Source organism: Maribellus mangrovi (assembly GCF_037646455.1).
In the GTDB taxonomy this organism is placed as follows: domain Bacteria; phylum Bacteroidota; class Bacteroidia; order Bacteroidales; family Prolixibacteraceae; genus Draconibacterium; species Draconibacterium mangrovi_A.
Map to the genome: position 1 here is coordinate 210,010 of NZ_JBBIXN010000004.1, position 13,522 is coordinate 223,531.

13 protein-coding genes are annotated in these 13,522 nt (G+C 42.1%); all 13 read right to left on the bottom strand.

Annotated features, from left to right (window positions below; all coding sequences use genetic code 11):
* Positions 1–43 precede the first annotated feature (43 nt).
* A complete protein-coding gene (locus WFY05_RS16325; protein WP_340113974.1) occupies positions 44–2,878 on the bottom strand; it encodes a cytochrome c3 family protein in 2,835 nt (944 codons plus the stop codon).
* A 146-nt stretch (positions 2,879–3,024) separates the two neighbouring features.
* On the bottom strand, positions 3,025–3,642 hold the full coding sequence (locus tag WFY05_RS16330) for a cytochrome b/b6 domain-containing protein (protein ID WP_340113975.1): 618 nt from the start codon (positions 3,640–3,642) through the stop codon (positions 3,025–3,027).
* A gap of 2 nt (positions 3,643–3,644) precedes the next feature.
* A complete protein-coding gene (locus WFY05_RS16335) occupies positions 3,645–4,583 on the bottom strand; it encodes a cytochrome c3 family protein (RefSeq protein WP_340113976.1) in 939 nt (312 codons plus the stop codon).
* Between the two features lie 119 nt (positions 4,584–4,702).
* Positions 4,703–5,617: a DUF5777 family beta-barrel protein gene (locus WFY05_RS16340; RefSeq protein ID WP_340113977.1), complete on the bottom strand. Its 915-nt coding sequence runs from the start codon at positions 5,615–5,617 to the stop codon at positions 4,703–4,705.
* Between the two features lie 19 nt (positions 5,618–5,636).
* A complete protein-coding gene (locus tag WFY05_RS16345) occupies positions 5,637–5,966 on the bottom strand; it encodes a c-type cytochrome (RefSeq protein WP_340113978.1) in 330 nt (109 codons plus the stop codon).
* A 137-nt stretch (positions 5,967–6,103) separates the two neighbouring features.
* Positions 6,104–7,234: a hypothetical protein gene (locus WFY05_RS16350; protein WP_340113979.1), complete on the bottom strand. Its 1,131-nt coding sequence runs from the start codon at positions 7,232–7,234 to the stop codon at positions 6,104–6,106.
* A 148-nt stretch (positions 7,235–7,382) separates the two neighbouring features.
* Positions 7,383–8,114, bottom strand: a complete 732-nt coding sequence (locus WFY05_RS16355; RefSeq protein WP_340113980.1) for a Crp/Fnr family transcriptional regulator — start codon at positions 8,112–8,114, stop codon at positions 7,383–7,385.
* Positions 8,115–8,364: 250 nt separating this feature from the next.
* Positions 8,365–9,132: an acetylglutamate kinase gene (gene argB / locus WFY05_RS16360; RefSeq protein ID WP_340113981.1), complete on the bottom strand. Its 768-nt coding sequence runs from the start codon at positions 9,130–9,132 to the stop codon at positions 8,365–8,367.
* 14 nt (positions 9,133–9,146) lie between these two features.
* The gene (gene hisH, locus WFY05_RS16365; RefSeq protein WP_340113982.1) at positions 9,147–9,746 is read right to left on the bottom strand and encodes an imidazole glycerol phosphate synthase subunit HisH; all 600 of its coding nucleotides are present in this window, start codon (positions 9,744–9,746) and stop codon (positions 9,147–9,149) included.
* Positions 9,747–9,827: 81 nt separating this feature from the next.
* The gene (locus WFY05_RS16370) at positions 9,828–10,376 is read right to left on the bottom strand and encodes a TlpA family protein disulfide reductase (protein ID WP_340113983.1); all 549 of its coding nucleotides are present in this window, start codon (positions 10,374–10,376) and stop codon (positions 9,828–9,830) included.
* A 19-nt stretch (positions 10,377–10,395) separates the two neighbouring features.
* Positions 10,396–11,280 carry a formyltetrahydrofolate deformylase gene (gene purU / locus WFY05_RS16375; protein ID WP_340113984.1) on the bottom strand — a complete coding sequence of 295 codons (885 nt, stop codon included), beginning with the start codon at positions 11,278–11,280 and terminating at the stop codon, positions 10,396–10,398.
* A gap of 18 nt (positions 11,281–11,298) precedes the next feature.
* Positions 11,299–12,420, bottom strand: coding sequence for a bifunctional histidinol-phosphatase/imidazoleglycerol-phosphate dehydratase HisB (hisB, locus tag WFY05_RS16380; RefSeq protein ID WP_340113985.1), 1,122 nt, complete (start codon positions 12,418–12,420; stop codon positions 11,299–11,301).
* A gap of 70 nt (positions 12,421–12,490) precedes the next feature.
* Positions 12,491–13,522 carry a histidinol-phosphate transaminase gene (gene hisC, locus WFY05_RS16385; RefSeq protein ID WP_340113986.1) on the bottom strand — a complete coding sequence of 344 codons (1,032 nt, stop codon included), beginning with the start codon at positions 13,520–13,522 and terminating at the stop codon, positions 12,491–12,493.

A 13,522-nucleotide genomic window follows, 5' to 3' on the forward strand; every position in this document is an offset into this window, starting at 1 on the left:
TTTAGTCATAAATCGAAAAATCTAAATTTCGAATTTTACGTTTTTAATGGAAAATTAAAGAGTAAATTATCAGTAATATCATGATCGTACCGGCAAAAAGTGCAGTAAATCCAAATATTCTGATCTTTCGCATGTGCTCTTTTGTAAACTCTTTTTCCACCCGAACGTCTTTAATTTTTCCTGATTTTACCAACTGTTCATATTCGTGCGGACGGTCTTTTTTGTATTCTTCTTCCTGAACATACCCCGTAAATATTACAGTATCCATTGGGAACGACTCCGGACGAAGGTGCGTATTAAAGAAGTGGATAGTAAAGATAAATCCAACCGCCAGTAATGCTTCGTCGCTGTGAATGATCTGAGCTACGTTGATTAGCCAGCCGGGCAGAAACTTTGTAAAGAATTCGGGGAACCACAACATTAATCCGGTAGATCCGATCACCACAACTCCCCAGAAAACAGCAAAGTAGTCGAATTTTTCCCAGTAAGTCCATCTGCCATATTCCGGACGTGGACCAACTCCGATAAACCATTTCAGTGATGCCCAGAAATCGCGAATGTCTTTACGATTAAACATCAGTGAGTTACTGCTGAATATAAACTTACTGACTTTTATACCTCTCTGGAACTTAACTTTTAAGAGCGAAACCACGTGGAAAATAAAATATCCGAATGTGATTAAGGCACCGATACGGTGAATATTACCTGCAACACGTGCCCCACCAATAGCATCTGACAGGAACTTGGCCCAATCCATATAAGCAAATTTCAGCATCATACCGGTTAAAGCAAGCAGGATAAAACTAACGATCACAAAAATATGGGTTACCCTGTTTTTCTTTGTAAAACGCCTGATATACATTTGTTTGCCAATGGGTTTTGGCTCATTGCGTTTTTTAATGAGTGTCGCTAGTGAGCGTGGGAACCACAACAAGGTGTGCAAGCCAAAGAAAGCAAATACGCTTAGCAATAAAGCAGTCATTGCCCAGAAAGTATAATACAGCCATGGGAAATTGCTTTTATCGTAGTGCGTGGCATGTGTTAAATATCCCGTGAATTTCATATTGGCGTCGGTATGACATTTTGCGCAGGTTCCTACAATGTTTCGCGGACTGATGGTCGATTTCGGATTATCCATCCGGTAAATATTATGAGCACCATGACAATCAGAACAACGAGCCGCCTCAAGATAACCCAACTGATACACTTTTCCGTGGTATGTTTCCAGGTACGTTTCAGCAAGTTCTTTGTGACACTGACCGCACTGTGTCGTTATTTCACCCATGAATTTACTTTCGTGAACTTCGGAAATGTTATGCGCAGTATGGCAGGTCTCACAGGTTGGGAACTTTAGGTCATCGGTGTTGTCGTGAATTCCGTGTTCGCTCTCGATGTACTGATCGTAAATTCCTTTGTGGCAATTTCCGCAGGTTCTGGCCAGATTAGACGGATTTACCGACGAAAGCGGATCTTCTTCCTTCAGGATGTAGTGAGTAGTGTGGCAATCGGTGCATATGGCTGCCGATAACAAGCCCTTTTCCTTTAAACTGCGACCGTGAACACTGGTAGAATAATCGTAATAAGCATCGGTTTCTTTCAGGTTGGTACCTTGTACGGCTTTTCCGTCTTCTTTATGACATTCGCCACACAATTGAGGAATCACCGCACGGTAAGTGGGGGAGTTTTCGTCTTCAGACGGAATAACCTGGTGCGAACCATGGCAATCAGTACAGTAAGGTGCATTTTCATGCTTGGCAAAGTAGGCCTTCCCATGTCCGCTCTTAAAATAAATGTCGGATTCCTCAGCATGGCAAGCCGAACAATCCACTTTATCCGCCGTTTCGCAAGGACGGGCAATGTTTGCAGTAACATCGGAGTGACATTTAACGCAGGTAATATTATTGTGTGACGAATTCACAAATTCATTAACATCCACTTTCAATGAAACCTCTTGGCCATCCACTATCTTATGGATATCGTCGCGCTCGTGGCAATTCAAACATGTTTTATCTGAAATGGTTGCCAGTATGTTTTTAAGATCAACCTTATGGGGCGGGTGACAATCAGTGCATGCAGGGATAGCACCCGGGCTTTTTTCCCAGAGTTCCGATTGGATCACCTTGGTATGCACATCTTCAATACGTGCATGACATTTCATACATGTAGCCGCAATATTTTTTTCCGATACGCTGGAGTTCATATTGGTGTGGGGCAATACCAGGTGGTTACCGTGGCAATCGTTACAGGTGGCGGTTACTACAAGTCCACTTTTGAAAAGTCCCTGACCATGAATGCCCTGGCTGTAGTTCTCAATAATGTTGCGTTCGCGAATGTTGTACGAACGGGCTACTGGCGCTCCTTCGCGGTGACAGGTTCCGCACAGCACAGGAATATTCATCTTATATGTGCGCGATTTTGGATCGCTTGAACTCAGAATTTGATGCGAACCGTGGCATTCAGAACAGTTGGGCGCATTTTTATCGCCTTCTTCGAACGCGGTACCGTGAATTCCGTCCAAGAATTTTGTCATGGCTTCATCGTGGCAATCGCCGCAATTTACGGGTTGTAGCTTTTCGGGATGTGGAAATTCTTCAACATCGGCATCAGCATGGCACGAAATGCACTCCAGGTAGCTGTGCACCGAATTTTCCAGGATATTAGCCGGAATGTAACGCGAAACCTCGCGTCCGTTAACGATGGTAAAAAGATCGGGATCATCGTGGCACATTGCACAATCTTCGTTTGACTGTGCATACAGGACCGAAGCGGTCATTACGATGAATCCAGCCAGCAAAATAACTTTTACAACTCCCGATAAACGACCGGAGATGCAATTGTACAGAACATTATCAACAACCTTGTTGTCCACCTTTTTCATACAGCGCCCTTTTATTTTATTATTTGTAAAAATTCTTCTAATCTCAGAGCGAGCTAACAGTTTATGCCTTGTGTGTTAATGTCTTATGTTCTGTTTTCTGTTTTGTTTTCGTTTAAATGCTTTTATACTCTATCTGAATTAGCTTCTTAAATGTGATGCCAACCGTTTACAATGCTTCTGAAATTATCGAGTGGCGATTTACCAATCGAGGCAATGTACAGGTGGATAACCAGGAAGATTGAAATAAAGAATCCCATGGCTGAATGGGTAACGGCAGTGATAAGTACACCGCTTACATTGTAAATTTTATTAAAGATCAGTTCGGGAAACATCAATCCAATTCCAGTAATGATTACCAGTGGAACAACGATATACATTACCGCGAGGTAAGTATATTTTTGCAAAGGATTGAATTTACGTTTTTCAGAAAGCGGGTAGGGTGCTTTCATTCCGTGAAACATTCCCCAGGCATAATAATAGGCCTGTTTCATGGGGCGTTTCAAAAAATTCTTCGGTTTTATAATGTAAAACTTCTTATTAGAGGTTACCATGTTTCCAATAAAAAACAACAGGTAGTTTAAAGTAATTATCACTCCTGAATAATTGTGCACGGTAATGATCAATTTAAAACTGATAACCGACTCTTCGAAACCCGAATTCATGCTTATTCCGGTAATAATAAGGAGTATAATACCCAGGGCATTTATTCCATGCCAAATGCGTAACCAAAGCGGGTAGAAATATATTTTGTTTTCTGAGCTCATTGTTATTTCTTTTTGATGATAATTCTAAAAGTCAGGTGGATAATGATTCCTGCTATTGCCGCGAAAAAGAATATCAGGCTGATTGTTTTCAAAATCGGGATCTGATGCGATCCGATCACGTAATTTTCATTTGACAGTACACCAAGTGCAGTTCCGTCTTCTGCTCTTTCCTGTAGATTTTGATATTTATACAAAGAAGCTTTTAACAATGAATTGGACGAGTGACACTCGGCACAACGACGCACGGCATTTTCTTTTGAAAGTACGTTGTGTGAAACCATCAGGTCGTCTTCAACTGCTGTGTGGCACTCAATACAGCGAACGTGCTCGAAGTGCAATGCCTGGTTTGGCAGCCAGTCGTGAATAGAAACAACTGTTGGTTTTGTATCGCCCGAAACCAGGCTGAATTTTTTCATATCGTTGTGGCACGACAAACACATCTTGTTACTGTACTCTACAATTTCAACTATACTGCTGCTGGTGCGTGCGGCAGGAGCGTAGTAGTGTTGATTGTGGCATTTTGCACAAGTAAAATTGTCGCCGTAATCCTGGTAGTGAATACTCTTTTTAAATTCTTCCTGAATTTTCTCGAACTCATATTTCGCAAACGATTCGTCGCCGGCATGACAGTCTAAACAAGTCATGAGGGGCTCAAGTTTCAGATTGGCAGCATGTGGATAAGTCGTGTAATCGTACGAGTGACAATCGGTACAATCGAAGTTTTTGTGTACCCCGTTTCGCAACTGAATGGTATCGATAATAAAATACGGATTCATGAGTCGTTTCTCCTCCGTGTCCATCATGTCGTTATGAAATGAATAGGTTTGCTGCGAGTGGCACTTTAAACAATCGTGACTTTTAGGATCGTCGTAGTACTGCCCCGCACTTTGCAAGGAAATATTTACGAGGATCAGAAAGAGTATTGAAGTGAGATATTTCATGGATAAAAATGTAATATTATAGAGTCTCTAATGTTTACTGTTTCTATGGTTTTATGAAAAAATGGTAATACCGCTTTTCGTGGTATTACCATCTTTACTATCATTGCGTTTGTACTTTCTTAGAACATCCAAATCCGTGTGATGGTAAAACCAAAAGCTAAACCTTTGTCTGTCCAGTCATTTTGATTGTACATCATCATGTCTTGCGGAAGAATTCCTTGTGCAGTTCCCACATAAATTTGGAATGCGTGGGTAAACGTAAAGAATTCAACACCGATTGACAGATTTTCCTTGGCATGTGTTCCCCAGGCCCATTCGTCATTATCCCAATCGTATTGTTCCGAAATTCCGGATATTTTCAACGGTTTGTCGTAATTGAAAATGATCGATCCCTGAGGTGAGAATTTAATTTTACCGGAAAAATGAAGACCAACTACATCGTGGTTATAATCCCATCCTGTCAGGTTGTAGTGCGTAAAGCTGGCGCCTGCCTGTAAAGTTAGTATTTCGCCAAATTTACGTGTAACCATGGCTTGCGAAAAGTATGAAAGTCGGTCGCTGAATTTAACGGTGTATTCTGCATTATCGCCTTTCGACTCAGCAACTTTTCCGGTTCCAAATGCGCTTTCGTTTCTGCCATCGATGGCTACATTACCAAATACAGTAAGCGATACCGGCATACCACTGGTTTTTTGTTGTAGTATTTTATACTTCGCATTCAAATCAGTGTACATGTTTTTTTTCGTGATGCCGGCTCCAAACTGAAAGTTTTTAACAGGTACGTAATTCAGTGCTAAGCGTACGTTCGATCCGGGAGCATAAATTCCCCACAAATCGGATTTCCCATTTTCAAGGCTTCCGAATTTGTGTTGAATGACAAATTCCAGGGTCCTTGCATCGGGAATGTACGAAGTTTGTGCATCAATCAGTATTCCACTGTTAAAAGCGTATACAGGTTGAGCTTCTTCATCCTGTGCAAATGAACTGGATAGCGTTATTCCTAAAATTAGCAGAGTCAATATGTATTTTTTCATCATCATCAGTTTAGGTTTTTTAATTGTTTTGAGCTCCTTGCGTTATCCAGGTAAGAACTTTTGCAGCCTCGGCTTCTGTATATTTCACGTGGCTACCCGTTGGACTGGGTTTTGTATAGATCAGGCTCGTCTCAGGAGCCGATGTATTTACGTAGCGGCTTGAATTGAGTGAATTATACGCATTAGCCGCGGTAAGGTCAGGAGTCTGACCTCCTGGTTGGTGGCAGCCTGTACATTTCGATGCGAAGATTGGAGTGATCTCGACAGAAAATGATATATCAGGAGCATCTGGATCTCCCGGATCGATCACTTCTTCTTCCACTATCCAATTGTATGTACAGCTACTCATTATTACCGCTAATACGAATAGTGATAAAAGAGATTTCAATGTCCTCATGAGTATTGATTTTTAAAAAGTCGGATATAATTTAAAAAGATATCCGACTTTGTTATTTTTTCAAATTATTGTAACAACAGTAGAGCTTCTTACTCTATACCTAAAGCATTTTCAGCCTGGTTTAAAAGTTGGCTTGCATAACCGAAGTTATGTACTCCGTGGCTCTTGTCTTCCCATAAGCACATGAAATTCCAAAATGCATCCCACTGGGCTTTTGGTAAAGAAGCGTACATAGGATGTACTCCGTCTTCAGCAACATGTATGGCACCGAGGTCTTCTAAAGCAGCTTCAACAGCAGCCATTCTTGCAGCAATAGCATCTTGTTCGCCTTCTACGTCAACAAGGTCACCGTGGCATTCGTTACACATATTGAGATCTGCTTCGAAAGAGTGACCTGAGGCACCGTCTTCTCCATGCATGTGACAATTCACGCATTGGTGGTGTGCTTGTTCAAATGGAGTACCCATTTGTGTACCAATATTGGCAGCGATAATATTTGCTTGTGGACCGTGGTGTGGTCCGGCATGTGTACTATTGGTGTAAACGTGAGTCGTAGGTACATCAAATACTACAGTTAAGGTATCTTCGGTAGCATTTAAAGTTTTTGTTCCATTAGGTCCTACAGCACCGTGGGCTTGATAAACCGCAATGTCGTCACCGGTGAATGTACGAGTGGCTGTTGTTGCTTCTGATGAATAATAATCAGTATGAGGTCTACGAGCCTGGTGACAGGTAGCACATAAATTACCGGCTTCATAGTCCCAATCAGTTCCAGGTACAGCAATGAATTCGACTACACCAAGTTCTCTTACAGGAGCTGGTATATCATCTTCTAAACTGCTATGATTGACGTGGCAGGTTTTACAGGTTAAGGGTGTTGAAACAGCAGCTCCAATTTCCTCTCCTGATCTTGCAAACTCAACAAAACCATCGCTTGAGTGACAACGTCCGCAAGATGCCGAAGTTCCGCGACCCCATGATCCGCCTTCATTATGCGCATGCATTTCGAATGCCGTGGTAATTGCATCCATCGTTTCGGCCGAGTGACAAACAAGACATGAAAGGTTTCCGTCAACACCGTCGGTGCCATCTGTTCCGTCAGCACCATCTGCGCCGTCAGCTCCGGCCGGTCCCATTGGTCCTTCCTTGGTACATGATGCCAACATAAATACTAGGCCAAAGGCCAGTAATAAAAGTTTTGTGAATGATTTGTATTTCATAACGTAATAGATTAGGTAATTGAAATTTTTGTTATTCTTAATTTTAGGGTAAAAATAACAGTGTAACGCTTATGAAATAGGGGGGGTGTAGTGATATAAAAGAATGTGGAAATTGATATTAAACAGTACTGGAGTTGATATATGTCAATCAACCGTTTTTACTGATCGATGTTAATGAACTTTCGTCGATTATATTTATCGTATTTCCTTTAACATCAATAGCTTTAGAATCTTTGAACTGGTGAAGTATTCGCACAAAGCTTTCTTTTGTCATGTTCGACATTTCGGCTAATTCCTGGCGCGTAAGTGGCACTTCGAAGCTTGAAGAGTTGAAAATTTCAGCCTTTAAATACAGCAAAGTATCGGCCACCCGACCGGGCATATATTTCTGGGTATGATCGACCAGTTTTTTTAACAAATAATTGTTTTGTTTGGTATGATTTCGGAGTAAACGAACTGCGAAATCGCTGTTTTGCTCAAACAGTTTTGTGAGTTTCGAAGAATCGATCAAACAGCACTTAACGTCGGTTAAAGCGGCTATGCTGAAATGTTGTACACTACCGTTAAAAAGACCGCCTCCGGTAATAAAATCACCGGTTTTACCAATACGTACAATTACATTTTTGCCGTTGTTGCTTTCAACATAAAGTTTGGCCAGCCCTTCGCGTATACAAATAACGGTTGTCGACGAGGTATTTTGTTTAACAATGGTTTCACCAACGTGGTAATTAATTTGTTTTTTTTCATCCACAAGAAATTCAATTTCTTCCATGGTAAGCGGTGCGAAAATGTTGTTTTTATGTGTATCGATACACGTTTTACAACAACCCTCGCTATGCTGGTCACAATTATTACAAGTTTTGGTTACTACCTTTGCCATGTTAAAATGCTGTAATTTAGTCCTTTATGGTTTGGCCCGTTTTATTTGGCACAACAACCGATGCTCAAGCTTAAGCAGCTCAACTTAATAAATTATTCCAAGATGAAAAAGTACGGAACCAATAATTTTAACGGTGAACTATTGTTTATAATTTGTCCAAGTAAACTGAAGCAGGAACTATCAGGTTGTATTATGATTTGATGGCCCTGGGAGTTAAATGATGGAAGTCTTTTGGCCGGAGTAAATGCTGCTATATCAGGCGTGTCCCACGTCCGCTGCTAATATTTTCGGCATTGGTGATCAGCACTTCACGTACACCTTTTTGTTTGGCTCTGAATCCGTTATCGAGTTTTGGGATCATTCCTTCGCTGATGACACCGCTTTGTGCATATTGAGCAAAATTTTGCTTGTCAAGTTCATAAATTACACTATGATCATCTTCGGGATTGCTCAGAACACCTTTTTTCTCGAAACAATAAAAGAGGTAAACGTTGTAATAATTAGCTAATTCTGTAGCTAGTTCAGCAGCTATGGTGTCGGCGTTTGTATTCAGGATCTGACCTTTGCCATCGTGGGTAAGCGGTGCCACGACTGGTACAACATTTTCATCGATCAGCAACCGAAGTTCCGAAACATTTACATCGTCAACGTCGCCAACGAATCCGTAATCAACTTCTTTTACAGGGCGTTTGTGGGCTTCAATCAGGTTAAAGTCGGCTCCGGTAAGTCCAACTGCGTTCATTCCGCGAGCCTGTAAAGCTGCAACAATTTTTTTATTAACGAGGCCGCCATAAACCATAGTGACCACTTCGAGCATTTCGGCACTTGTAATTCTACGGCCATCAACCATTTCAGTCTCAATGCCCAGGTTTTTAGCAATTAAAGTGGCTGTTCTTCCACCACCATGAACCAATAATTTGTTTCCCGATATTTTTTTGAATTGATCGAGCAGGGCATTCAGCGATTCGCTTTCTTCCACAACTTTGCCACCAACTTTTATGATTGTGAGTCTATCCATACTTCAATTTACGACTAAATTTTCAAAAAATTGTCCAGAATTTTTGCTCCGATCGTTCCGCTTTTTTCCGGGTGGAACTGAGTGGCATAAAAATTATCCTTGTGAAGCGCTGCACTAAAGGGATTGATGTAATTGCAGGTAGCTATGGTATGCTCGCTTTTTTCGGCGTAATACGAATGCACAAAATATACGTATTCGTTCTCCGGTATGCCAGCTAACAATTCGCTTTTTAAAACACTTATGGCATTCCAGCCCATGTGCGGAACTTTTGTAACAAACTCCTCGCCGGGTTTGGGAATAAAGCGTTTTACTTTTTCATCAAAAATTCCAAGACAATCCGTGTTGTTTTCTTCCGAGTGGGAACACATCAGCTGCAGCCCCAAGCAAATACCCAGCACCGGTTGTTTTAGAGACACAATCAATTTATCGAGCCCCTGCTTGCGAAGATAGGCCATGGTTGTGCTGGCCTCGCCAACACCCGGAAAAATCACCTTGTCGGCTTTTTTGATCTTTTTGTGATCGGCCGTTATCTCGGCATTTACACCCAATCGGTTCAGTGCGTTATTCACCGATTCAATGTTCCCTGCGTTGTATTTTATAATGACGATGTTCATCCTGCTGAGTTTAAAGTTCAGAGATCAAAGTTCAGAGTTATATGAATCTGGTACTCGGAATCAAATATCCGACACCTGGTTTTAGTTGGCGAGTAAATAATCAATTACATCTACCATTTCCTTGAACTCTTCTTCTTTATACAGGCGGGTCATATACACTATTTTTCCGCTTTTATCGACGATGACATTTCGTGTTACGCCGGCTCCTTTTGCTGTAAAAGTGTAGAATATTCCAGCGCCCGGATCCAGGGCGAGCGGATAGGTCACTTTAATGTCTTCTTTGAATTTTTTCACTTTCTCCAGCGGTTCGTCCATGTCCACACCGATCAATACAAAATCCTTATTGTTTTTGTGTTTCTGCCAGATCTGTGATTCGATATGCGGCATTTCCTTGCGGCATACCGAACACCAACTTGCTGTGAATTGGAGCATTACTACTTTGCCTTTTAAGTCGGCACCGGTCACTTGGCTACCATCGGTCAGTTTCATCGAAATGTCGGGCAACTGTTGACCGATCTTGACAATGTAACCATAATCTTCAGGAATTTCCTTTTCAGGAATCTCTGAAAGTTGTGCAAATGAATTCATAGTGAGGAGGATAAAGGTTACTAAAATCAGTAGTTTATTCATGATGTAATTTATTTCGATATTAATTGAACACCACCGTTCGATTATTGTACACCAGTACCTTTCGCTGAAGGTGTTTGTATACTGCCTGCGAAAGTACAATTTTTTCGAGGTCGCGACCCTTTCTGATCAATTTTTCGATGGTATCAACATGACTACATCTCGTAACGTCCTGCTCGATAATCGGTCCGGCGTCTAATTCGCTGGTTACATAATGACTGGTAGCACCGATAATTTTTACTCCACGTTCGTGGGCTGCATGGTAGGGTTTGGCACCTGCAAACGCAGGCAGGAACGAATGATGTATGTTGATGACCCGGTTCGGGAACTGTTTTACAAAGTCACCCGAAAGAATCTGCATGTAGCGCGCGAGAACAATAAAATCGATCTTTTTCTCTTTCAGAAGTTTTATCTCGGCGGCTTCCTGTTCGGCCTTGTTTTCTTTTGTAATGGGGAAGTGGTAAAAATCAATTCCAAACCGTTCGGCAACGGGTTTTAATTTTTCGTGGTTACTGATGATCAGCGGTATTTCAACATCCCACTCTCCTGCGGTGTAGCGTGCCAGTATATCGAACAGACAATGTGGCATTTTCGATACAAAAAGTGCCATTCGCGGAACAGCATCCGAGAAATAGATCTTCCAGTTCATTTGCAGTGGTGTGCCAATTAGCGTTTCGAAATACTCACCGATTTTATCGGCCGGGATGGCAAAATTTTCCAGTTCCCATTCTACCCGCATGTAAAAAATCTTTTCCTGACGATCGACGTGCTGGTCGAGGTAAATAATATTACCACGGTTTTTATTCAGAAATTCGGTTACGGTGGCCAGAATTCCCTGCCTGTCGGGGCAGTGAATAAGCAGCATGGCTGTATTCTTCTTTTCGTGAAGTGGTTTTATGGTTTTCATATTTTCAAAATTCGGTTGTTATAACTTTCCTTTTGTTGAAGGCAGTTCGAAATTAAAAACATCGCGTCGAATGGCAAATTTTATTGCCTTGGCCACGGCCTTAAAAATGGCCTCGATTTTATGGTGTTCGTTGCTTCCTTCTGCTTTAATATTCAGGTTGCATAAAGCCGCATCAGAAAATGACTTAAAAAAGTGCATGAACATTTCGGTAGGCATATCGCCCACTTTTTCGCGTTTAAATTCAGCTTCCCAAACCAACCACGGGCGGCCTCCAAAATCGATGGCAGCCAGTGCCAGACAGTCATCCATTGGCAGGCAAAATCCGTAACGCTCCATTCCCAGTTTATTTCCAACTGCAATTTTAAATGCTTCACCCAGTGCCAGTCCGGTATCTTCAATGGTGTGGTGTTCGTCCACTTCTAAGTCGCCTTCTACTTTGATGCTCAGATCGACACCGGAGTGGCGGCCGATTTGGTGCAACATGTGATCGAAAAAGCCCAGCCCGGTTGATATTTCGCATACTCCCGAACCGTCGAGGTTAAGCTCAACACTGATTTTTGTTTCTTTCGTGTCGCGGTTTACTTTGGCTGTTCTGTCGGGTGCGGCTACCCGGGCATAAATATCGTCCCAGTCTTCCGTGATCAGTACACAGGTATCCGCAAGTCCTTGTTTTCCCAATTCCTCAACCAGGTCGCCGTTGTTGATCAGGATACCTTTTGTTCCAAGGTTCTTAGCTAGTTGAATATCGGTAAGCCGGTCGCCGATCACGTAACTGTTCGCCAGGTCGTAATCGCCTTCCAAATATTTAGTAAGCATTCCGGTTTCCGGTTTGCGCGTACTGGATTTATCCTCCGGGAAATGACGATCGATACAAATATCGTCGAAAGTCACTCCTTCGTTTTCAAAGGCTTTCAGGATGAAATTGTGTACCGGCCAAAATGTGTCTTCCGGAAACGATTCTGTTCCCAGTCCATCCTGGTTGGTAACCATTACCAATTCGTAGTCCAGGTTTTTTTGAATGTTGTACATGTTCCGGAATACTTTGGGCAAAAACTCCAGTTTTTCGAACCCATCGATTTGTTCATCCGGCGTTTCAAAATTTAAAGTTCCATCGCGATCTATGAATAGTACTTTTTTCATTCGTTTAAAATTGTTTGTTTTTCAAGGTAACTCATGTAATTCGTCCCGGGCTGTCGGGACTCGTTTCATTTTATATCAAATTATTCAAAGTATTTAACAAGATATTGTTCTCTTCGTTTACACCGATTGTGATGCGCAGGCTGTCGGTACACAGATGTACTTTCGAGCGGTCGCGCACGATAATGCCTTCTTCAACCAGGTAGTCGTACACTCCGCGAGCGTCGTGCATTTTTACAAGCAGGAAATTAGCATCGGAGGGGTAAACTTCAACTACAAATGGTAGCTTTTTAAGTTCCTGCGCAACTTTTCCGCGTTCTTCAATCAGCAGTTTTACCCACTCTTTAACCTGTTCATACTGACCAAGCAATTCGAGAGCTTTTTGTTGGGTCAAAATATTCAGGTTGTAAGGATATTTTATTTTATTCAGGATTCCTGTAATTTCCTTCGAGGCAAAGGCCATTCCCAATCTTATCCCAGCCATTCCCCAGGCTTTTGAAAAGGTTTGTAAAACGACAAGGTTGGAGAATTTTTCCAACTCCGGTAACAAGGATTTTCCCGGTGCGAAATCAATGTAGGCTTCATCCACAATCAACAGGCCTTTGAACCGCTCGGCCACCTTCAATATTTGCTTTTTATCAAGGCTGTTCCCAGTAGGATTGTTGGGAGAACACAGAAATATCAGTTTGGTATTTTCATCAGTCGCTGCCAACAATGCATCCACATCGAGCTGAAATTCCGGAGTGAGCGAAACCTTCCTGATTTCTACTCCCGATATATCGGCAGCTACCTGGTACATCCCGTAAGTTGGATTTATAGTGACGATGTTGTCAACACCTGGTTCACAAAAGGCACGGATCAACAGGTCGATGGGTTCGTCGCTACCGTTGCCCAGAAAAATTTGCTGCGGATCTACACTCTTCAGAACGGCTATTTTTTCCTTTAAAGCCCGTTGCAAAGGATCGGGATATCTGTTGTACGGCTGGTTAAATGGATTTTCGTTGGCATCGAGAAATACCATAGCCTCGCCGGTGTATTCGTCTCGTGCCGATGAGTAAGGTTTTAAATCCTGTATGTTTTTTCGAAGCAGTTGATTAATGTCCAT